The 23,281-nt window shown below is 39.5% G+C and carries 16 protein-coding genes, 2 tRNA genes and 3 rRNA genes; 6 read left to right on the top strand and 15 right to left on the bottom strand.

The genetic code is table 11. The features are described from left to right. Nucleotides 1-34: 34 nt before the first annotated feature. The 8 genes from DQN49_RS04990 to birA form a co-directional block, all read right to left on the bottom strand. The gene (locus DQN49_RS04990) at nucleotides 35-1,831 is read right to left on the bottom strand and encodes an ATP-binding protein (RefSeq protein WP_006996255.1); all 1,797 of its coding nucleotides are present in this window, start codon (nucleotides 1,829-1,831) and stop codon (nucleotides 35-37) included. A gap of 113 nt (nucleotides 1,832-1,944) precedes the next feature. Beyond that, nucleotides 1,945-2,532, bottom strand: coding sequence for a uracil-DNA glycosylase family protein (locus tag DQN49_RS04985; RefSeq protein ID WP_006996254.1), 588 nt, complete (start codon nucleotides 2,530-2,532; stop codon nucleotides 1,945-1,947). Nucleotides 2,533-2,971: 439 nt separating this feature from the next. Beyond that, nucleotides 2,972-3,087 (bottom strand): 5S ribosomal RNA (gene rrf / locus DQN49_RS04980). A gap of 242 nt (nucleotides 3,088-3,329) precedes the next feature. After that, nucleotides 3,330-6,443, bottom strand: a 23S ribosomal RNA gene (locus DQN49_RS04975). A 407-nt stretch (nucleotides 6,444-6,850) separates the two neighbouring features. Next, nucleotides 6,851-6,926 (bottom strand) — tRNA-Ala (locus DQN49_RS04970). A gap of 85 nt (nucleotides 6,927-7,011) precedes the next feature. Further along, nucleotides 7,012-7,088: transfer RNA gene (locus tag DQN49_RS04965), tRNA-Ile, on the bottom strand. A gap of 79 nt (nucleotides 7,089-7,167) precedes the next feature. Then, nucleotides 7,168-8,708, bottom strand: a 16S ribosomal RNA gene (locus DQN49_RS04960). The 16S, 23S and 5S rRNA genes sit together here with 2 tRNA genes alongside, the layout of an rRNA operon. 356 nt (nucleotides 8,709-9,064) lie before the next feature. Next, on the bottom strand, nucleotides 9,065-9,970 hold the full coding sequence (gene birA, locus DQN49_RS04955; protein WP_013527518.1) for a bifunctional biotin--[acetyl-CoA-carboxylase] ligase/biotin operon repressor BirA: 906 nt from the start codon (nucleotides 9,968-9,970) through the stop codon (nucleotides 9,065-9,067). 129 nt (nucleotides 9,971-10,099) lie between these two features. Here birA and guaB point away from each other — a divergent pair, with 129 nt between their 5' ends. After that, a complete protein-coding gene (guaB, locus tag DQN49_RS04950; RefSeq protein WP_006996252.1) occupies nucleotides 10,100-11,566 on the top strand; it encodes an IMP dehydrogenase in 1,467 nt (488 codons plus the stop codon). A 109-nt stretch (nucleotides 11,567-11,675) separates the two neighbouring features. Continuing rightward, nucleotides 11,676-13,247, top strand: a complete 1,572-nt coding sequence (gene guaA, locus DQN49_RS04945; RefSeq protein WP_006996251.1) for a glutamine-hydrolyzing GMP synthase — start codon at nucleotides 11,676-11,678, stop codon at nucleotides 13,245-13,247. A 61-nt stretch (nucleotides 13,248-13,308) separates the two neighbouring features. Here the strand turns inward: guaA and rarD are convergent, their stop codons facing one another. After that, a complete protein-coding gene (gene rarD, locus DQN49_RS04940) occupies nucleotides 13,309-14,199 on the bottom strand; it encodes an EamA family transporter RarD (protein ID WP_013525488.1) in 891 nt (296 codons plus the stop codon). 119 nt (nucleotides 14,200-14,318) lie between these two features. Between rarD and DQN49_RS04935 the strand changes: the two genes are divergently transcribed. Next, entirely contained in the window at nucleotides 14,319-14,780 is a 462-nt protein-coding gene (locus DQN49_RS04935) for an Lrp/AsnC family transcriptional regulator (RefSeq protein ID WP_013525489.1), read from the top strand. Between the two features lie 38 nt (nucleotides 14,781-14,818). Here the strand turns inward: DQN49_RS04935 and nhaA are convergent, their stop codons facing one another. Further along, nucleotides 14,819-16,021, bottom strand: a complete 1,203-nt coding sequence (gene nhaA / locus DQN49_RS04930) for a Na+/H+ antiporter NhaA (RefSeq protein WP_006996248.1) — start codon at nucleotides 16,019-16,021, stop codon at nucleotides 14,819-14,821. A 188-nt stretch (nucleotides 16,022-16,209) separates the two neighbouring features. Here nhaA and brnQ point away from each other — a divergent pair, with 188 nt between their 5' ends. After that, nucleotides 16,210-17,520, top strand: coding sequence for a branched-chain amino acid transport system II carrier protein (brnQ, locus tag DQN49_RS04925; RefSeq protein WP_032826365.1), 1,311 nt, complete (start codon nucleotides 16,210-16,212; stop codon nucleotides 17,518-17,520). Nucleotides 17,521-17,625: 105 nt separating this feature from the next. On the opposite strand, the gene DQN49_RS04920 is transcribed toward brnQ, so the two are convergent. The 5 genes from DQN49_RS04920 to DQN49_RS10570 all read right to left on the bottom strand — a co-directional run bounded on the left by DQN49_RS04920 (nucleotide 17,626) and on the right by DQN49_RS10570 (nucleotide 19,833). Next, on the bottom strand, nucleotides 17,626-17,919 hold the full coding sequence (locus tag DQN49_RS04920; protein ID WP_006996246.1) for a hypothetical protein: 294 nt from the start codon (nucleotides 17,917-17,919) through the stop codon (nucleotides 17,626-17,628). Nucleotides 17,920-17,951: 32 nt separating this feature from the next. Then, on the bottom strand, nucleotides 17,952-18,293 hold the full coding sequence (locus tag DQN49_RS04915; protein ID WP_032826347.1) for a hypothetical protein: 342 nt from the start codon (nucleotides 18,291-18,293) through the stop codon (nucleotides 17,952-17,954). A gap of 107 nt (nucleotides 18,294-18,400) precedes the next feature. Continuing rightward, complete coding sequence (gene nanQ / locus DQN49_RS04910) at nucleotides 18,401-18,868, bottom strand: N-acetylneuraminate anomerase (protein WP_006996243.1); 468 nt, start codon at nucleotides 18,866-18,868, stop codon at nucleotides 18,401-18,403. Between the two features lie 75 nt (nucleotides 18,869-18,943). Further along, entirely contained in the window at nucleotides 18,944-19,270 is a 327-nt protein-coding gene (locus DQN49_RS10575; RefSeq protein ID WP_249270094.1) for a glycosyltransferase, read from the bottom strand. Then, a complete protein-coding gene (locus tag DQN49_RS10570) occupies nucleotides 19,270-19,833 on the bottom strand; it encodes a glycosyltransferase (RefSeq protein WP_006996241.1) in 564 nt (187 codons plus the stop codon). Before DQN49_RS10570 ends, DQN49_RS10575 begins: the two co-directional genes overlap by 1 nt. Before the next feature lie 271 nt (nucleotides 19,834-20,104). Between DQN49_RS10570 and pnp the strand changes: the two genes are divergently transcribed. Beyond that, nucleotides 20,105-22,234 (top strand): polyribonucleotide nucleotidyltransferase, encoded by a 2,130-nt coding sequence (gene pnp, locus DQN49_RS04900; protein ID WP_032826346.1) that lies wholly within the window; start codon nucleotides 20,105-20,107, stop codon nucleotides 22,232-22,234. A gap of 81 nt (nucleotides 22,235-22,315) precedes the next feature. Next, the gene (gene nlpI, locus DQN49_RS04895) at nucleotides 22,316-23,260 is read left to right on the top strand and encodes a lipoprotein NlpI (RefSeq protein ID WP_005694062.1); all 945 of its coding nucleotides are present in this window, start codon (nucleotides 22,316-22,318) and stop codon (nucleotides 23,258-23,260) included. Nucleotides 23,261-23,281: the final 21 nt, after the last annotated feature.

Raw genomic sequence — 23,281 nt, 5'->3', positions numbered from 1 at the left:
ATTTAAATAATCTTTACACAACTACCTTATGATATTAAAATTTACAAAATTTAAGCAAATCCTCCACATCTTCTAACCAAAGATTTCCAATTTCATCAATCAATTCTCCACAATTAAAAACATCAGAATTTTTAGCCGCACTTTCTAAAGTATCCGCTAATTGTCGTAAATGATTTAACCCTACCGATGCCGCTGCGCCTTTAATTTTATGGGCGGTATCTTCTATTTCTTTCATATTATCTTTTGATAATTGAGCCAGATAATTTGGCATAGTTTGTTTGAATAAAGATAAATTTTCTAAAATTTGGGATTTTCCAAGCGTTTCAATCAGCGCTAAATCAAACTGTTCTGAAAGCTCATTATCATCATTCATTTCTATAATAGATTCGCTTTCATCTGCAAAAAATTTCTGTAGACAATGGTGTAAATCCTTAATTGAAATGGGTTTACGTAATACGCCATCCATGCCCATTTCTAAATATTCTTGCTCGCTTTGCATAACATTGGCGGTAAAAGCAATCATTGGCGGTAAAAAATCATAAATACCGTTTTCATAGTTCTCTCGCAAATATTGGGCAATTTCAAAACCACTCATATCTGGTAATTTAATATCGAGCAATAGAATGTCGTAAACATTTTTCTCAAATAAAGTAATCGCCTGCTTGCCATTTGTCGCAACATCAACATGATGCCCAAGTTTTTCTAAAATAGTTTTCGCAACCATAATATTGAGATCAACATCTTCTACTAAAAGAATATTCAAGAATGGTATATTTTTCTTAACGGATTCTTGTTCAGAAATTTCTTGAGCGTGGAGAGTAAGATGGAAAGTTGCGCCTTTTCCTCGCTCACTTTCAACTGTTAAATCTCCTTCCATTAACTGAGCGAGATTTTTAGAAATAGCCAACCCAATACCGCTACCCGCACTTTGCTGACGGCTTTCTTTCACTTGATAATACATTTCAAAAATATGTTTTTGTTCTTCAGGTGAAATCCCCATTCCTGTATCTTTCACAATAAAATGGTAACAATCCTGATTTCTCATAATTTTAAGAATAATATTTCCCTGATCCGTAAACTTCACCGCATTACTAATTAAGTTCCACAAAATTTGGCTCAAGCGAACACGATCAAGATTTAACCAATTAGGCAAATTAGGTTCAAGCTCTAAAGAAAAAATAAGATTTTTTTCTTTGGCGAGGAAACTAGCAAAATTATAAATATCGTTTAATAAGGCGGGGAAATCTGTTGGCTGGCGATTTAATTCAATTCGGCTGGCATCAATTTTTTCCAAATCAATAATATCGCTAAAAATATAGCCTAAACTGACCGCACTTATGTTGATAGTTTTTAAATAATTACGCTGGAGATCATCCAATTCATCATCAAGTAAAATCTGGCTAAGCCCGACAATCCCATTCAATGGCGTGCGAAATTCATGGCTTATTGTGGCAAGTAAGGTACTTTTATCACGGCTATTTTTTTCTAACTTTTCCAATGCTTGGGATAATTTTTTCTGAGCAGCAATTCGCTCGGCGACCTCATTTTCCAATCGATTAACCGAGCTTGAAAGATCAAGACGAGAATGTTCAAGTTTTTCTACTAATAAAGTGAAAAAATAAATAACAAAAGGCGCAGTGAGTAAGCCAAAAGTTACCGAACGAAAAATATCTACCCAAGATATCTGATGAACAATAAATAGACTAAATAAAATCTGAGTACAAAGGGCTAAAACCGCTAGAATCATCACGCCTAAAAGAGAAAAACGAAGACGCCCAAGACGAATAACCCAATCCACATAACTCTGAGCAAAATATTTGAAATTTTTCATCAAATCTCCTAAAACATTATTATCGTTATAAAAAAACCTGTGGATATAGGCTTTATTATATCCATAAAGTAAAAGAGATTGTTATTACTATGTGTGCGTAAGAAATGAAAAACTTAATCTTTATTAATTATCTGTTTGACTAAAATTTGTAATTCAGGAATAACTTGCTCTTCAAACCAAGGATTCTTTGTTACCCAAAGCTGATTACGTGGGGATGGGTGCACGAGAGGCATAAAGTGCGGTAAGAATTGACGATAATTTTTAACAGTGTTAGTTACATTATCTTTATTTTCGGGTAAATAATATTTCTGTGCATATTGCCCAATAAGAATAGTGAGCTGAATATTAGGTAGATGCCCTAAAATCATTGAATGCCATCTTTCTGCAAAACCTTGACGAGGTGGTAAGTCACCCGATTTACCTTTTCCAGGATAATAGAAATCCATGGGAAGAACCGAAAACATACCTGAATTATAAAAATAATCGTAATCTACTCCCAACCATTCACGTAAACGCTCACCACTTTTATCATTCCAATACAAACGAGATTGCTCAGCTTTTAACCCTGGAGCTTGACCAACAATATTAATTCGAGCTGTTTTAGGCACCGAAAATAAAGGGAAAATTCCACGTTCTGTAAAATCTTTATTTTGAGGATCAGCGATAATACTTGAAGTTATTTCGTCTAAATTTTTAAGCATAATGAAGGAGATTAGAAATGAATATATAAAGTCTATTTGAAAAATATGAAAACTCAAAACTCTAAATGATATAAATAGGTATATTTATTAAAACTATATTGTAGGCAATACAAAACTAAAAACTTGATATTGAAATACAATCTCTATTTTCTACTTTAATCCTTTTCATGAAATAATGTCTAGAAAGGTTGGTTTCATTAATAATATTCATATAAAATTAAGAATTAGGGAACCAGTATAATACATTAAAATTAGAAATATGCTAATTAATAAAATTAATTATTTAGATAATTATTTTAGTTAAAATACAAAACCCCAGTCCTTAAACTGGGGTTCTATATTTATTCTTTATCTAATTTGTTTAATTCTGTTTTTACTTAATTTTATCTATCTTAATTACCTTAATGGATAGATTTATATTTAGATTTTTTATTTGCTAACCTGGCGGTGCCCTACTCTCACATGGGGAAACCCCACACTACCATCGGCATTACAGCGTTTCACTTCTGAGTTCGGTATGGTCTCAGGTGGGTCCACCGCACTATCGCCGCCAGGATAATTCTTTGATAACTCGTCTTCTCTTTTATCTCTCGTCTCTTTTATCTCTCGTTACTCAGTCTTTACTCTACCTTTCACTCGTTCTTATTGGTCACAAGCTGAACTCAATTTCCTTTCTATTAAGTCTTCTATATTTACTTTTCTTTGTTTAGTCTTTTACTTCGGTTTCCGCTCTACTTTTATTTGCTTCGCTTTTCATCTCTTACTTCACTTAGCTCCCAAAAACACTTGAGCGTTGTATAGTTAAGCCTCTCGGGCAATTAGTATCTGTTAGCTCAATGTATCACTACACTTACACACCTGACCTATCTACGTCGTAGTCTACAACAACCCTTACTGACTTAAAGTCAGGGATGACTCATCTCTTGGCAAGTTTCGTGCTTAGATGCTTTCAGCACTTATCTCTTCCGCATTTAGCTACCCAGCAATGCCTCTGGCGAGACAACTGGAACACCAGTGATGCGTCCACTCCGGTCCTCTCGTACTAGGAGCAGCCCCAATCAATCATCCTACGCCCACGGCAGATAGGGACCGAACTGTCTCACGACGTTCTAAACCCAGCTCGCGTACCACTTTAAATGGCGAACAGCCATACCCTTGGGACCTACTTCAGCCCCAGGATGTGATGAGCCGACATCGAGGTGCCAAACACCGCCGTCGATATGAACTCTTGGGCGGTATCAGCCTGTTATCCCCGGAGTACCTTTTATCCGTTGAGCGATGGCCCTTCCATTCAGAACCACCGGATCACTATGACCTACTTTCGTACCTGCTCGACTTGTCTGTCTCGCAGTTAAGCTTGCTTATACCATTGCACTAACCTCACGATGTCCGACCGTGATTAGCAAACCTTCGTGCTCCTCCGTTACGCTTTGGGAGGAGACCGCCCCAGTCAAACTACCCACCAGACACTGTCCGAGACCACGTTCCGCAATCTTCGTTAGAACATCAAACGTTAAAGGGTGGTATTTCAAGGATGACTCCATAGAAACTGGCGTTCCTACTTCAAAGTCTCCCACCTATCCTACACATCAAAATTCAATGTTCAGTGTCAAGCTATAGTAAAGGTTCACGGGGTCTTTCCGTCTAGCCGCGGGTACACCGCATCTTCACGGCGATTTCAATTTCACTGAGTCTCGGGTGGAGACAGCCTGGCCATCATTATGCCATTCGTGCAGGTCGGAACTTACCCGACAAGGAATTTCGCTACCTTAGGACCGTTATAGTTACGGCCGCCGTTTACTGGGGCTTCGATCAGGTGCTTCTCTTGCGATGACACCATCAATTAACCTTCCAGCACCGGGCAGGCATCACACCCTATACCTCCACTTTCGTGTTTGCAGAGTGCTGTGTTTTTAATAAACAGTTGCAGCCAGCTGGTCACTTCGACCGGTTCAACCTTCAGGGGCTAGCCCTTACAATCTACGCCGGCGCACCTTCTCCCGAAGTTACGGTGCTATTTTGCCTAGTTCCTTCACCCGAGTTCTCTCAAGCGCCTGAGTATTCTCTACCTGACCACCTGTGTCGGTTTTCAGTACGGTTTAGTAAAGCCTTTCGCTTAGTGGCTTTTCCTGGAAGTGTGGTATCAGTTACTTCAGCTCCGTAGAGCCTCGTCATCATCTCTCTGTGTTAAGGAAGTCCGGATTTGCCTAAACTTCCCACCTACCAACTTAAACGCACATATCCAACAGTGCGATAACCTAACCTACTCCGTCCCCACATCGCAGCTTTACCAAGTACAGGAATATTAACCTGTTTCCCATCGACTACGCTTTTCAGCCTCGCCTTAGGGGCCGACTTACCCTGCCCCGATTAACGTTGGACAGGAACCCTTGGTCTTCCGGCGAACGGGTTTTTCACCCGTTTTATCGTTACTTATGTCAGCATTCGCACTTGTGATACGTCCAGCCCATCTCTCGATGAACCTTCTTCCGCTTACACAACGCTCCCCTACCCAACAGGCGTATCACTAATCATCCTCACTCTAAGATACCCGACTCAACGTTCGGGTTGCTTGAACAACCTTTCATGTCGCTTTGCGCCATTCTAGGTTGTTAATCGTAAGGCGTATTAGTGATACGCCTGATGCCGCAGCTTCGGTGCTATATTTCAGCCCCGTTACATCTTCCGCGCAGACCGACTCGACTAGTGAGCTATTACGCTTTCTTTAAATGATGGCTGCTTCTAAGCCAACATCCTAGCTGTCTAAGCCTTCCCACTTCGTTTCCCACTTAATATAGACTTGGGGACCTTAGCTGGCGGTCTGGGTTGTTTCCCTCTCCACGACGGACGTTAGCACCCGCCGTGTGTCTCCTGAGTATCACTCTTTGGTATTCGTAGTTTGCATCGGGTTGGTAATCCGGGATGGACCCCTAGCCGAAACAGTGCTCTACCCCCAAAGGTGTCACCTCAAGGCTCTACCTAAATAGATTTCGGGGAGAACCAGCTATCTCCCGGTTTGATTGGCCTTTCACCCCCAGCCACAAGTCATCCGCTAATTTTTCAACATTAGTCGGTTCGGTCCTCCAGTTAGTGTTACCCAACCTTCAACCTGCCCATGGCTAGATCACCGGGTTTCGGGTCTATACCCTGCAACTCAACGCCCAGTTAAGACTCGGTTTCCCTTCGGCTCCCCTATTCGGTTAACCTCGCTACAAAATATAAGTCGCTGACCCATTATACAAAAGGTACGCAGTCACCCCATCACTTAATCCCACTGCTTCTTTTGGGTGGTTTGACTCGCTTCGCTCCTCTTACCATTGTTTAAGTGCGGTTGCTTTTCATCACCTTCCAATCGGATTAAGTGATGGGGCTCCCACTGCTTGTACGTACAAGGTTTCAGGTTCTATTTCACTCCCCTCACCGGGGTTCTTTTCGCCTTTCCTTCACAGTACTGGTTCACTATCGGTCAATCAGGAGTATTTAGCCTTGGAGGATGGTCCCCCCTTCTTCAAACAGGATATCACGTGTCCCGCCCTACTTCTCGTTAGCTTAGTACCACAATATGGTTTTTAGATACGGGATTATCACCCTCTTTGATTGTGCTTCCCAACACATTCTCCTAACTATATTGCTATCACTTACTGGCTCTTTCGCTTTCGCTCGCCGCTACTGACGAAATCTCGGTTGATTTCTTTTCCTCGGGGTACTTAGATGTTTCAGTTCTCCCGGTTTGCCTCAACAAGCTATGAATTCACTTGTTGATAGTAGATTCTTCATCTACTGGGTTTCCCCATTCGGATATCTTGGATTAAACGCCTCTTATCGACTCATCCAAGCTTTTCGCAGATTAGCACGTCCTTCTTCGCCTCTGATTGCCAAGGCATCCACCTTGTACGCTTAGTCACTTAACTATACAACCTCAAATGTTTTCAAAACTCAATATAAAATAGATACCGTGCTTTGACTGCACTTTCAGCCTCATTAATTCAACTAAACACTTGATTACTTTTGTTCAATCAAGATTTTTTTACAAAACAGGTTTGTTTTTAGAGTTTCCTTCTCAGTTCCCTCTTTTCACTTTCCTGTCTTGCCTACTCAGACTTTCTCTCGAAAATCTCTTGTTTTCAGCTTGTTTCCAATTTTTTAAAGAACAGTTGATAAAACTTTTCAGTTATCATCGTTAAATAAACTAAAACAAAATTAAATTTAAAATTAAACTTAAAACTAAGAATAAAATAACCTAATATTTAAAATAGCTTAATCACTACCTTAATACTTTATTAATTTGTCCTTTTCTAATTTACTTAACGATGATAAGTGGTGGAGATAAGCGGGATCGAACCGCTGACCTCCTGCGTGCAAGGCAGGCGCTCTCCCAGCTGAGCTATATCCCCATTTATCATTCATCATTTATTATATTAATTACTTAATATTTTTATAATAAATGATTGACCATTACGCCCTTATCCACTCTCAGAGTGGTGGGTCTGAGTGGACTTGAACCACCGACCTCACCCTTATCAGGGGTGCGCTCTAACCACCTGAGCTACAGACCCAAGGGTAATGTTTTCTTCTGCTCATTTGTCTACAACTATCAGCCAATCTGTGTGAGCACTCGCTGTCTCTCGTCTTGGGTAAGGAGGTGATCCAACCGCAGGTTCCCCTACGGTTACCTTGTTACGACTTCACCCCAGTCATGAATCATACCGTGGTAAACGCCCTCCAAAAGGTTAAGCTATCTACTTCTGGTACAACCCACTCCCATGGTGTGACGGGCGGTGTGTACAAGGCCCGGGAACGTATTCACCGCGACATTCTGATTCGCGATTACTAGCGATTCCGACTTCATGGAGTCGAGTTGCAGACTCCAATCCGGACTTAGACGTACTTTATGAGATTCGCTCCACCTCGCAGCTTCGCTTCCCTCTGTATACGCCATTGTAGCACGTGTGTAGCCCTACTCGTAAGGGCCATGATGACTTGACGTCATCCCCACCTTCCTCCAGTTTATCACTGGCAGTCTCCTTTGAGTTCCCGACCAAGTCGCTGGCAACAAAGGATAAGGGTTGCGCTCGTTGCGGGACTTAACCCAACATTTCACAACACGAGCTGACGACAGCCATGCAGCACCTGTCTCTAAGTTCCCGAAGGCACAAGCTCATCTCTGAGCTCTTCTTAGGATGTCAAGAGTAGGTAAGGTTCTTCGCGTTGCATCGAATTAAACCACATGCTCCACCGCTTGTGCGGGCCCCCGTCAATTCATTTGAGTTTTAACCTTGCGGCCGTACTCCCCAGGCGGTCGATTTATCACGTTAGCTACGGGCGCCAGAGTTAAACCCCAACCCCCAAATCGACAGCGTTTACAGCGTGGACTACCAGGGTATCTAATCCTGTTTGCTCCCCACGCTTTCGCACATGAGCGTCAGTACATTCCCAAGGGGCTGCCTTCGCCTTCGGTATTCCTCCACATCTCTACGCATTTCACCGCTACACGTGGAATTCTACCCCTCCCTAAAGTACTCTAGTTACCCAGTCTGAAATGCAATTCCTAGGTTAAGCCCAGGGCTTTCACACCTCACTTAAATAACCGCCTGCGTGCCCTTTACGCCCAGTTATTCCGATTAACGCTCGCACCCTCCGTATTACCGCGGCTGCTGGCACGGAGTTAGCCGGTGCTTCTTCTGTATTTAACGTCAATTTGATGTGCTATTAACACATCAACCTTCCTCAATACCGAAAGAACTTTACAACCCGAAGGCCTTCTTCATTCACGCGGCATGGCTGCGTCAGGGTTCCCCCCCATTGCGCAATATTCCCCACTGCTGCCTCCCGTAGGAGTCTGGACCGTGTCTCAGTTCCAGTGTGGCTGGTCATCCTCTCAGACCAGCTAGAGATCGCAGGCTTGGTAGACCTTTACCCCACCAACTACCTAATCCCACTTGGGCTCATCCTATGGCATGCGGCCTCTCAGTCCCGCACTTTCGTCTCTCGACACTACGCGGTATTAGCGACAGTTTCCCGTCGTTATCCCCCTCCATAAGCCAGATTCCCAAGCATTACTCACCCGTCCGCCACTCGTCAGCAAGAAAGCAAGCTTTCTCCTGCTACCGTTCGACTTGCATGTGTTAAGCCTGCCGCCAGCGTTCAATCTGAGCCATGATCAAACTCTTCAATTCAAGTTCAATCGCTCAATAAACTGCTTAGCTATAAATAAAACACTACTTAAAAAAGTAATGATGAATTTTCAGTTAAGCACCTATTAAGACTTCAAAATTAAAAATAGTTTTAAAACAAGTCAATCAACAAGTGCCCACACAGATTGTCTGATATATTGTTAAAGAGCAAAAAATAACGACGCACTTGGAAACTTAAAAAACTTCACAACAGTGCGTCGTTGTGTGCGGTGCATTATAGGGATTTTCAAATCCCTTGCAAGTACTTTTTGTAAAAATATTTAAAAAAATGAGCTTTTGACTAAAATATAAACGGGCTCTTAAAAAGTGCGGTTAAAATATTCAGTTCTTTGACGCTCTTATTTCTTACGCAATGAAACCTCTCCAGCATTAAACATCTGGATTTTATTGCCACATAATACTTTTAGATAACCGCGTTCATCGATGCCTTGTTCAATACCTGAAATAACGCCTTGTTCAGTAAGCACATTTACTTCATTATTTGAAAACGCATTATATGATTGCCACGCTTGTTGAAATTCATCATTAATACCATTTTTCTCAAAAATATTTAAACGTGCATACAAATGTTGTATGAGTTTTGGTAATAAGGTTTGTCGCTCTACATCGGGATCTATTTCACCTACTTCCGCATAAGGCTGACTAATTTCCGTTTGTTTTGGCAAAGACACATTAATACCTACGCCAATCACTAAATTGAGCATACCATTTTTATGGTTAGCAATTTCAACCAAAATTCCGCCCAACTTTCTTCCATTAAACAAAATATCATTTGGCCACTTCACTTGCACCTTTAGCACTTCCGCAATCGCTAAACCGATGACTAAACTTAAACCCTCAATTGATTTTTTAGGATCAAACGTCCAATAAAAACTAAACATTATTTGCCCAGCAAAAGGCGATAGCCATTGACGACCACGCCGACCACGCCCTGCCGTTTGATATTCACCCACGCAAAGATCGCCTTTTTTTAAGGAAGGAATATTTTGTAGTATCCATTCATTTGTAGAAGAAATAATCGGCTGATAATGAATACCATAAGGAAAAAGTGCGGTTGAAATTTGCTGAGGATTTAATAAAGGAAGCATTGGCACTAAGCGATAATCTTGTTCATCAACGAGAATATCCAAACCGAGTTCACGTAATTGTTGAATATCTTCCTCCAGATTTTGAGAAAACTTTTCCAATTCAGACCGCACTTTTGTCTGACAGTCCGCTAAATATGTCAATAACGCAAAATTCATCATTTATTCCTTATGGCAAATAGAATAAAAATCATAGCATAAATCCTAAAATTTCGTTTTCAAAATAAAGTGAAATCTGTATAATCCCACCGCAATATTTTTTAACTTCAACTTAGCGAGAATATTGCAATGTCATTACGCATTAAACAAGAAGCCCTTACTTTTGACGATGTTCTACTCGTCCCAGCGCATTCAACAGTGCTTCCAAATACAGCCAATCTTTCAACCAAACTCACTAAAGAAATTAATTTGAATATTCCTATGCTTTCAGCAGCAATGGATACCATAACAGAAACCAAACTTGCGATCTCTTTAGCGCAAGAAGGTGGAATTGGCTTTATTCATAAAAATATGACTATCGAACGCCAAGCGGATCGCGTTCGTAAAGTGAAAAAATTTGAAAGTGGTATTGTGACTGAACCAGTAACTGTTTCACCAAATTTAACGCTTGCCGAACTTGCTGAAATGGTGAAGATAAATGGCTTTGCGGGCTACCCTGTTGTAGATAGTGAAAATAACCTAATTGGTATCATTACTGGACGCGATACCCGTTTCGTAAAAGATTTAAATCAAACCGTTTCGCAAGTAATGACAAAAAAAGACCGCTTGGTAACGGTAAAAGAAGGGGCAACTCGCGAAGAAATCTTAGCATTAATGCACCAACATCGTGTTGAAAAAGTATTGATGGTCAATGGCAGCTTTAAACTTAAAGGGATGATTACCGTTAAAGACTTCCAAAAAGCAGAACAAAAACCTAATGCGTGTAAAGATGAATTTGGCCGTTTACGCGTGGGTGCCGCTGTAGGTGCAGGCCCAGGTAACGAAGAACGTATTGATGCATTAGTAAAAGCTGGGGTGGATGTGTTGTTAATCGACTCTTCTCACGGTCACTCAGAAGGCGTATTACAACGTGTTCGTGAAACTCGTGCAAAATATCCAAATTTGCCTATCGTTGCAGGTAACGTAGCAACGGCTGAAGGCGCAATTGCATTAGCAGATGCAGGCGCAAGTGCGGTAAAAGTAGGTATTGGTCCTGGTTCAATTTGTACAACTCGTATTGTAACTGGCGTAGGTGTTCCACAAATAACCGCTATCGCAGATGCAGCTGCTGCATTAAAAGATCGCGGTATTCCTGTAATTGCTGACGGTGGTATCCGTTTCTCTGGCGATATTGCAAAAGCTATCGCTGCTGGTGCAAGCTGTGTAATGGTTGGCTCGATGTTCGCGGGTACAGAAGAGGCTCCAGGTGAAATCGAACTTTATCAAGGTCGTGCATTTAAATCTTACCGTGGTATGGGCTCATTAGGTGCGATGGCGAAAGGCTCTTCAGACCGTTACTTCCAATCTGATAACGCGGCAGATAAACTCGTACCAGAAGGTATCGAAGGCCGTATTCCATATAAAGGTTATTTAAAAGAAATCATCCACCAACAAATGGGTGGCTTACGTTCTTGTATGGGCTTAATGGGCTGTGCAACTATTGATGAACTACGCACAAAAGCAGAATTCGTTCGCATCAGTGGCGCAGGCATTAAAGAAAGCCACGTTCACGATGTTGCTATTACTAAAGAAGCACCGAACTATCGTATGGGCTAATCTTTAAGGTGGGCTTTAGCCTGCCTTTTGCTGTTTAAAGTGCGGTTGGTTTTTGCAAAGTTTTAAATAATATGAACCGCTTACACTATCAATAATAAGAGCATTATAAATGACAAATATCCACAATCACAAAATCCTAATCCTCGACTTCGGTTCACAATATACTCAACTGATTGCGCGTCGTGTGCGTGAAATCGGTGTGTACTGTGAACTTTGGGCTTGGGATGTAACCGAACAACAAATCCGTGACTTTGCCCCAACGGGTATTATTCTTTCTGGTGGTCCTGAGAGTACAACAGAAGAAAATAGCCCTCGTGCACCAGAATATGTATTTAATGCTGGTGTACCAGTATTAGGCATTTGCTATGGAATGCAAACTATGGCGATGCAACTTGGCGGTTTAACCGAAACTTCTGACCACCGAGAGTTCGGCTATGCTTCAGTTTCTCTTGAAAATTCCACCGCACTTTTTGCAAATTTAAACGATAATTCGACCGCTTGCGAGCCAAAACTAGACGTTTGGATGAGCCATGGCGATAAAGTAACGCGTTTACCTGAAAACTTCCAAGTTACCGGTACGACTCCAACCTGCCCAATTGCGGCAATGTCTGACGAAAATCGTCGTTTCTACGGTGTACAATTCCACCCGGAAGTAACCCATACCAAAAAAGGTTTGGAATTATTAATGAATTTCGTGGTGAACATTTGTGGTTGCGAAACTAAATGGACAGCTGAAAACATTATCGAAGATGCCGTTGCTCGCATCAAAGAACAAGTAGGCGATGATGAAGTGATTTTAGGCTTATCTGGTGGCGTGGACTCTTCTGTTGTTGCATTACTTTTACACCGTGCTATCGGCAAAAACTTACACTGCGTATTCGTGGATAACGGTTTACTCCGCTTACACGAAGGCGATCAAGTCATGGAAATGTTCGGTGACAAATTCGGTTTAAATATTACCCGTGTTGATGCTGAAAGTCGTTTCTTAGGTGAACTTGCAGGCGTATCTGATCCTGAAGCGAAACGTAAAATTATCGGTAAAGTATTTGTTGATGTATTTGATGATGAATCGAAAAAACTCACTAATGTGAAATGGTTAGCACAAGGTACGATCTATCCTGACGTGATCGAATCTGCAGCCAGCAAAACCGGTAAAGCACATGTGATTAAATCACACCACAATGTAGGTGGCTTACCAGACTATATGAAACTTGGCTTGGTTGAACCATTACGTGAATTGTTTAAAGATGAAGTACGTAAAATCGGTTTGGCATTAGGCTTACCAGCTGAAATGATCAACCGCCACCCATTCCCTGGTCCAGGCTTAGGCGTGCGAGTATTAGGTGAAGTGAAAAAAGAATACTGCGATTTATTACGCCGTGCGGATGCGATCTTTATCGAAGAATTACGCAACAGCGGTTGGTATGAAAAAACCAGCCAAGCCTTCAGCGTATTCTTACCAGTGAAATCTGTAGGCGTAATGGGCGATGGCCGTAAATACGATTGGGTTATTTCCCTACGCGCAGTAGAAACAATCGATTTTATGACCGCACATTGGGCACATTTGCCTTATGATTTATTAGGCAAAGTGTCTAACCGTATCATCAACGAAGTGAATGGCATTTCCCGCGTCGTGTACGACATCAGCGGAAAACCACCCGCAACAATCGAGTGGGAATAGAAAATCTCTATTTCAGATAATTTCTAATTATTTCAGTAACTTTAATAAGTGCGGTTAATTTTCACCGCACTTTATTTTTGTTTAAAACCCCTTCTATGCCAATCACAATGAGACTTAACCAAATAGGCACATAAGTAAAATAGTCGCTTGTGGTTATTTGATTATCTAGCACAAAGACAGCTATTAAAAAAAGCAATATGGGTTCAATATAACTCAACACCGCAAAAATACTAACTGGAATTTGTTGGCTTGATTTTAAGTTGGCTGAAAGCGAAATCGCACTCACAATACCAAGTGCTGGTAGCAATAACCAATAACGATATTCTTGCGTAACCAAAGAAAGCGTATCGCTTTGAGAAAGAATATAAATAAAACAAGGAATCGAAATTAAAATAATATCCAATGTAATTCCTTGTAGAGCTGGGATTTTCATCAATTTACGGCTTAGATAATAAAATGGATAAACCATACAAACCCACAAGCTTGTCCACGAAAAACTTTGAGTGTGCCATAATTCATGTGCAACACCGCAGGCAGCCAGTAAAAGCGCGATTTTCTGAATAAATGATAAGCGTTCTTTTAACCAAGCCCATCCTAAAACAGCCATAATCAGCGGAAAAAGAAAATATCCCATCGCAATATTTATCCCTTCGCCATTTAGCGGTGCCCACATAAAGAGCCAAAATTGACTTCCCGCATCTAATGTCCCCAGTAAAAATAAAACCCAACGCGTCCAACTTTTTCCTAACGTTGTCGTGATAAGAGACAAAAGAGAGCGACAACCAATAGTCGGGAATAAAATTAAAAATAGCCCAAAGATCATGGTCAGCACACGCCACGCAAAAACATCCGTTCCGCTAAGTGGTTGGAGCCATATACTAAATAAATACAATATGCCAAATAAACATTGTGAAAAAATGCACAATAATACGCCTTGAATGACTACTTTCATCTTGAACCTCATCTCATCAATGTGATTATTATAAAAGCCCAAGGCAATAAAAAATCTCAACTTTATTTTTTATTGTGATAATATTTTTCTCAATGGTTACATTTTTGAGAAATTATCTTATGCAAACACTGGATAAATTAGATCGTAATATTTTGAATGTATTACAACAAGATGCCATGATTCCGTTAAAAGAACTGTCAGAGAAAGTGAATAGTTCCGTTGCAACCTGTCAACGACGTGTGCAATCATTAACTGATTCAGGCGTTATTACAAAACGAGTTGCAGTTGTTTCCCCAAAAGCCGTTGGGCGTACGATTAGCGTATTTGTCATGGTCGAAATGGATAATCAACATTCTTATTATCAAGAGCAATTTGAACGGAAAATGCGTCAAGAAGACGAAGTGGTAAGCTGTTACGAAATCTCAGGGGACTATGATTTTATGTTGCTACTCCATGCAAAAGATATGGAAAGCTATCACGCATTCACACGCCGAGTATTGACAGGTGAATTTCATGTAAGAACTTATAAAAGTTTATTTGTAATGAATTTTACCAAAGCAGATAGTGGAATTATCTTATAGAACAAGTGCGGTAAATTTTTACCGCACTTTGTGTATGATTAACTTAGTTTTGTCGTCTGTTTTAAGAATAAATAACCAAGTATTGCCGAAACAGTTGATCCAAGTAGAATACCTAAACGAGAAAGCGTATTGACACTTTCCCCCGCATTAGCATCAAACGCAAGGCTTGCTAAGAACATTGACATCGTAAAACCGATTCCACATAAAACCGCAACAGCAAAAATTTGTTTAAAATTAATTCCATCTGGTAATTTAGCTAATCCCAATTTAACAGAAATATAACTAAATCCAAATATACCGACTGGTTTACCAATAATTAAACCGCTTGCTATAGCCAATAATAATGGCGACGAAATCATATTCACATCTATGCCTGCAAAACTCACACCAGCATTGGCAAATGCGAAAAGTGGTAAAATAACGAAAGATGACCAAGAGGCTAAAATATGCTCGAAATCATCTAATGGGCGTTCTCCTTTTTTACCTTTCAATGGAATGCTAAAACCAATAATAACGCCTGCTAAAGTAGCGTGCACACCAGACTTTAATACGGAAGCCCATAAAATTGCACCTACGACCATATAAGCGCAAAGTGCGGAAACTTTGAAACGATTTAGTAATATCAGCGCAATAATTGCCACGACAGAAAAAATTAGTGCTTGTACACTCAATCCGTGCGAGAAAAATAATGCAATAACAACTATCGCACCGAGGTCATCAATAATAGCAAGGGCAAGTAAAAATATTTTCAGTGGAAGTGGCACTTGTTTACTCAATAACGCCATAATTCCCAGTGCAAAAGCAATGTCTGTTGCCATTGGAATTGCCCAGCCATTAGCTAAACTTGGATCTTGTTTAGCGATAAACCAATAAACTACAGCCGGTATAACCATTCCGCCAATAGCTGCAATAGCAGGGAAAATAGCTTGTTGATAGGTAGAAAGCGCGCCTTCAAATAATTCTTTTTTGACTTCCATTCCCACTAATACAAAAAACACCGCCATAAAACCATCGTTAATCCAGTGAATTAAGGTTTTATTAATTGAGAAACTACCAATTTGTAAACTTACAGGCAAATTTAAAAAATCATTATATTGGTTGCTTAACGGCGAATTAGCCAGCAACATCGCAACAACAGCTGAAAAAAGCAATAATATACCGCCAGCAGATTCTAATTTAAAAAAACGTTGGATCAGTTTTATCACATAAACCCCTTTAAAAATACATAGCAAAAAATTCACAAAGGAAGCATCCTAGCATATTTTCGAAGTTAAAGGAAAAAGTGCGGTAGATTTTGTCGGGATTTTTAGCGAATTGTCGATAAAATGCCATATATCGTGACGAAATTCACATTTTTAGTTTTACAAAATAGGGATTCTCTACACTTTGTAGTAGAATGCAGGCCTTTTTATTTTTAGAATCAAAAACTATGTTTTCACGCAAAGATATTATTATTTTAGGAATGATGATCTTCGCCTTATTTTTAGGTGCGGGTAATATCATTTTTCCGCCTATGGAAGGATTTTCCTCAGGACAACATTGGACGAGTGCTTCCTTAGGCTTTGTTTTAACTGGCGTTTTAATGCCATTTATTACGCTTGTTGTGGTAGCGATTTTAGGTCGTGGCGAAGAACTTACTAAAGATTTACCAAAATGGGCTGGCACAGGTTTCCTCGTTATACTTTATTTAACCATTGGCTCTACCTTTGCAATGCCCCGCATCACTAATGTTGCTTATGAAATGGCGTGGTTGCCTTTAGGCTTAACAGAAAATAATGCGAATGTTCGTTTTGTATTCTCACTAATTTTTAACTTAATCGCGATGGGCTTTATGATTAGCCCAAATACGATCATTTCAAGCGTGGGTAAATTTATGACACCAGCTTTATTAGTGTTACTTATTGCTGTAGCAATTACCGTATTTATTTCGCCTTTATCTGAAATTCAAGCGCCAAGTAATGCTTATGAAAATAGCCATTCTTTATTAATCGGTTTAACTAGCGGCTATCAAACGATGGATGTACTCGCAGCCATTGCTTTCGGTGGAATTGTCGCCCGAGCATTATCAGCGAAAAATGTGACAAAAACCAAAGATATTGTGAAATACACCATTTCAGCAGGATTTGTTTCTGTCATTTTACTCGCCAGTTTATATTTTTCGCTTTTCTATCTAGGTGCAACCAGTGCTGCAGTTGCAGAAGGGGCAACGAATGGTGGACAAATTTTCTCTCGTTATGTAAATGTCTTATTCGGTTCAGCTGGGACTTGGATTATGGCGGGTATTATTGTATTAGCGAGCTTAACAACACTTGTTGGTGTAACGAGTGCATCTGCTGATTATTTTGCAAAATTTTCCTCTCGCTTTTCCTATCCATTTTGGATCGCCCTTTTTACCGCGATAACAATCACAGTTTCGCAATATGGATTGACTGATTTACTTCGCATAACCATTCCAGCATTGTTATTAATTTATCCAGTAGCCATTGTGCTTGTTTTATTGCAATTCTTACGAAAAAAACTTCCATCAATAAAATTTACATACAATAGTACATTGCTCGTTACGGTTTGTTTTAGTTTATGTGACAGCTTAAATAACGTTAAAATGTTACCAGAAAGCATCAATTCATTATTGAAACACTTCCCTCTTTCATCTGAAGGAATGGCTTGGTTGGTTCCGACTTTAGTAATGTTAGTTGCAAGCATTTTTATTGGAAAAGCATTGCGTAAAACCCATTCTTAATCTCACAAAGTGTTTTATAAAGATATTACTGTAAATAAAGGTAAAAATAAGATTGTGCTTACACGCTGACTATATAAGCCCCTTTACCTAGAGGGGCTTTTTACTTTATTTCTTTTTATTTATTGCATTAACAATAAAGCAAGATGTTCCCATTACGGCAAAAATTAAGCCGATTACGCAGGCGGTTGTTGCGTGTGTACCATCAATGATGTAGTTATAAGCATCTCCGCCAACGTATGCATTTTTCTTAAGGATGTCTAATGTTGAATTAGAATAAACAAGTAGTTTATATAAGCCATAGCCGACAGAGCTGAAAGCCGCTAAGTAGCTGAGCCATCCCCACTCTAACAGCGTAGTGTCTTGAGTTTTTTCTTGTTGAACTGATGTATTTTCTTCCATTACATGCTCCTTATATTTTAAATGAATCAATACTATCCACAGCCAATCATTTTTCCAGAATGTGTAACAGTACAACGGTTTCCTTCGCTATCTTCTGAGTGGCATCCTTTGTCATCACACCATGACTTAATTGAGTATGAATTTCCTTCACTGTCTTGGGAATAGCAAGTATTTCCTTTACATCCTGATTCAACAGAGTAATTATTACCCATTGAATCGTATGATTTTACATTGATAGTTCCATCAGGAAAAGTTTCAGTCTCAGTACAGACTCTATATTCTCCTTCTCCAAAACACTCAGTATTTGCTAGAGACAAAGCAGATACTACACTGACGAAGGAAAGTATAACTATTTGGATGGAGAGTTTTTTCATTATTGCTCCTTACGTTTATGAAATAGGGATTAAGCATAATATTTTTTGGAAAATAAAAATGAGATCTTGACCACAAAAATAAATTTCTAACCGCACTTTTTCAAAAATCAAATTAATTTAACAGGTACTTTTACGACTAATTTTTTAATTTTTTCTGTTTTTCCATTCACTACACAGCAAGGCTTGTGCGGTTCATAAGGATAGAATACAGCGAACATTTTTGGTTTCATTGTGACGGTGAATTTATCATCAATATCTGCATAAAGTTGATAATCGTCTGCTTCATTGTAATCTTCATACTTAGATAAATTCGGATAGGTTGCGCCCACTTCGATATTTTCCGTGCCACGAATAAGCACTTGTACATCTAAGTATTCATGATGTAATTCTGCTTTTTTACTGCTTGGTTCTGCAGTTTCTGGTTCCATTACGTTCATATAAAGTTGATCGTTAATATCATGGCGACCATTCTCTAACGCATTCAAATCTAACGTATTTAAATAATCACATACTTCAGTAATCACTTTTGGTAAACCAACTTTAAAATTTGGGTTGGTTAAACTGCTAATAATCATAGAATTTTCCTTATAGTGGATAAAAGTTACACTATGATACCAAGTCGGTTAAATGAAATAAAGCCACCGATTACATCATCTCTCTTGATTAATCCAATTAGCTCTTATAGTGCCGAGTGGAAGAGAGTAAATATCTTGCCAACTTATTGAAGCATAAAGTCTAAACAATGAAATTACGGCATTAACATAAGTATTTTCAGAAAAAATATTATCAAGAGGCTTATGAGGACCTGTAAAATGAAAAATAACAGGAGAAATATCAAGAGTATTAATTGAAATCATATGATCTAATTGGAAATTATAACGCTTATCTAATGAAATCCAACGATCTTTAAAATAGTAATTTAGAATATCTTGATCGCCGTAAATTAAACTTTCTTTTAATTGGTTGTGTAACGTAATTAATTTTGCAGAAAATGATGATTGATTGATTGATTGATTGATTGATTGATTGATTGATTGATTGATTGATTGATTGATTGATATTTTTCCATATTAAAATATAAAACACCAGCATTGAAATAATCCTTATCTTTATAAGGATGGCCAATGCGAGTTACATAAGGATCTAAGACTGCTGCTATTGTATGACGAGAGAAATCTAAATATTCAAAAGGAAGCGTAATATTGCCATTAATCACGATATCACAATCAAGATAAATCCAATAAGGAATATCACTATAATGAAGTAAGCGATCAATATAAAATCTTAAATAAGTAGCAGAAGTAATATAATTATTTGCACTAAAAGAATCTAATTCTGATTTATCTATATGAACTAATTGTAATGTTGAATAGCGTTTAGCAAAATAAGGTTGAAGATCATTTTGCCACGATTCAGAAATATCTCCTGTATGTAAAATAAAAACAGAGAGATTTTCATTGTGCATTAATAGAGATTTCAGTGTGATTTCTACATAAGGAAGATAATTAGCATCACTAGCCATCATTACATTACATTTCATATAAAAGAACCTAATTTCAGAGAGAACAATCAATTTTAGGAGGAAAATACTGTCGAAACAATGATAACAAGTTGGTAATGTGAAATAAAGTTAGCCATTAAAGCCAAACATCCTGTATAATGCAGGGGCTTTATTTTCTACATTAGCGTGCGGCTATCAAAAGAAATTTTTAAACGACCAAAGTGCGGTCATTTTTTCGAGAGATTTCTTTTGCTAGTCGCAATCTGGAAAATAAAGTTTTGTTTTAAATATCATTTTGAAGGAAAACATTGTGAATCCAATTGTTAAACAATTTAAATACGGTCAACATACCGTTACTCTAGAAACTGGCGCGATTGCACGTCAAGCAACGGCTGCGGTTATGGCAAGCATGGACGATACCACGGTATTCGTGACCGTTGTTGCTAAAAAAGATGTAAAAGAAGGTCAAGACTTCTTCCCATTAACCGTAAACTACCAAGAGCGTACTTATGCGGCGGGTAAAATCCCAGGTGGTTTCTTCAAACGTGAAGGTCGTCCATCTGAAGGCGAAACTTTAATTGCACGTTTAATTGACCGTCCAATTCGTCCATTATTCCCAGAAGGTTTCTTCAATGAAATCCAAGTTGTGGCAACTGTGGTGTCTGTAAACCCACAAATCAGCCCTGACTTAGTGGCAATGATCGGTGCTTCTGCAGCATTAACCTTATCTGGTGTGCCTTTCAACGGCCCTATCGGTGCAGCGCGTGTTGGTTTTATCGACAACCAATTCGTATTAAACCCAACTATGGCAGAACAAAAACAAAGCCGTTTGGACTTAGTGGTTGCTGGTACTGACAAAGCCGTATTAATGGTTGAATCTGAAGCTGATATTTTAACTGAAGAACAAATGTTAGCAGCGGTCGTATTCGGTCATCAACAACAACAAGTTGTGGTTGAAGCGATCAAAGAATTTGCGAAAGAAGCAGGCAAACCACGTTGGGATTGGGTTGCTCCAGAGCCAAACACAGATTTAATCAATAAAGTAAAAGCGATTGCAGAAGCGCGTTTAGGCGATGCATACCGCATTACTGAAAAACAAGCTCGTTACGAACAAATCGATGCGATTAAAGCGGATGTGATTGCGCAAATCACAGCAGAAGATGAAGAGATCAGCGAAGGTAAAATCGTGGATATTTTCACCGCACTTGAAAGCCAAATCGTTCGTGGCCGTATCATTGCAGGCGAACCACGTATTGATGGTCGTACCGTTGATACTGTTCGTGCATTAGATATTTGCACTGGTGTATTACCACGTACTCACGGTTCTGCGATTTTTACTCGTGGCGAAACGCAAGCATTAGCTGTTGCAACCTTAGGTACCGAACGTGATGCACAAATCATTGATGAATTAACGGGTGAACGTCAAGATCACTTCTTATTCCATTATAATTTCCCTCCATATTCTGTAGGCGAAACTGGTATGATCGGCTCGCCAAAACGTCGTGAGATCGGTCACGGTCGTTTAGCAAAACGTGGTGTAGCGGCTGTTATGCCAAGCCTTGCAAAATTCCCGTATGTTGTGCGTGTAGTATCTGAAATCACTGAATCTAACGGATCTTCTTCTATGGCATCTGTATGTGGTGCGTCTTTAGCGTTAATGGATGCGGGCGTTCCAATCAAAGCTGCTGTTGCAGGTATCGCAATGGGCTTAGTGAAAGAAAAAGAGAAATTCGTGGTTCTTTCAGATATCTTAGGTGATGAAGACCACTTAGGGGATATGGACTTTAAAGTGGCTGGTACACGCGAAGGTGTAACCGCCCTTCAAATGGACATAAAAATTGAAGGTATTACCCCTGAAATTATGCAAATTGCATTAAACCAAGCGAAAAGTGCGCGTATGCATATTCTTGGTGTCATGGAACAAGCAATCCCAGCTCCACGTGCTGATATTTCTGACTACGCACCGCGCATCTATACAATGAAAATCGATCCTAAGAAAATCAAAGATATCATTGGTAAAGGTGGCGCAACAATTCGTTCATTAACTGAAGAAACTGGCACTTCTATCGATATTGATGACGATGGTACAGTGAAAATTGCCGCAGTAGATAGCAATGCAGCGAAAAACGTAATGGGACGTATTGAGGAAATCGTTGCAGAAGTTGAAGCTGGCGCAATTTACAAAGGTAAAGTCACTCGTCTTGCTGATTTTGGAGCATTCGTCGCAATCGTTGGAAATAAAGAAGGTTTGATTCATATTTCTCAAATTGCTGAAGAGCGTGTAGAAAAAGTGAGCGATTACCTTCAAGTGGGTCAAGAAGTAAACGTAAAAGTTGTTGAAATCGATCGTCAAGGTCGTATTCGTTTAACAATGAAAGACTTGGCTCCAAAACAAGAAACTGAAATTAACCAAGAAGATCCTGTCGAAGAACAGGAATAATCTTGGAATATCGAATCAAAACTTGGTAGCATTCGCTACCAAGTTTTGTTGTTTTCCAACTTTTAGGCATAAAGAAAGCAAATGCGGTGTTTTCGCTTATCTCGCCATTTTATAGTCTATTTATTTAGCTTATGTGCGATCTTACTCCTTGCTGGCTGTGTTCAGTCTAGGGGTGGTTTTGTGTCTAAAAATCATGTCGTGTTGGCTGAACAAAACCCGAATACTCACTTTGAACAAGAAGTGATGATCGTGCGATTAAGCCAAGTACTACTGGTTGGAAAAATGAGTAATGAAGAACGTGCATCACTACATTTTGAACGTGGCGTACTCTATGATTCTCTTGGATTATGGGGACTTGCTCGTTATGATCTTACTCAAGCCCTTGCATTACAGCCGAAAATGGCATCTGTGTACAATTACTTAGGGCTTTATTTATTGCTTGAAGAAGATTACGACGGCGCATTGGATGCTTTCAATACGGTGTTTGAATTAGATTCAGGTTATGACTATACCCACCTTAATCGTGGTTTAAATTTTTATTATGTAGGGCGCTACCATCTTGCTCAGCAAGATTTCTTACAGTTCTACCAAGCCGATAAAAAAGATCCCTATCGTGTCTTATGGCTATATTTGAACGAACAAAAATTAAAACCACAAGAAGCCCAAACAAACCTTGTTGAACGAGCAAAAGGGCTATCAGAGGACTTCTGGGGTACACACATCGTTCAATATTACTTAGGACACATCTCTGTAGAAGAATTACAACAACGTGCAAGTGAATTTGCCGAAAATTCACAACAATATGCTGAAATTCTCACAGAAACCTATTTTTATCTAGCAAAACAAAAACTCAATGTAGGGCTAGTAGATGAAGCAGCAGCTTTATTTAAACTAGCTATGGCAAATCAGGTTTATAACTTTGTTGAGTATCGTTTTGCCGCGTTTGAACTCATGAAATTAAAACCGGTTCAAACAGAAGACGAAAAAGAAGAGAAAAGTGCGGTAACAAAAGCGATTGTTTTCTAAAAATCAATCCAAAACTTACCG

This window comes from Haemophilus aegyptius (assembly GCF_900475885.1).
GTDB classification, from domain to species: Bacteria; Pseudomonadota; Gammaproteobacteria; order Enterobacterales; family Pasteurellaceae; genus Haemophilus; species Haemophilus influenzae.
The sequence above is the reverse complement of the archived record's forward strand: the minus strand, read 5'-3'. Positions and strand labels throughout refer to the sequence as shown.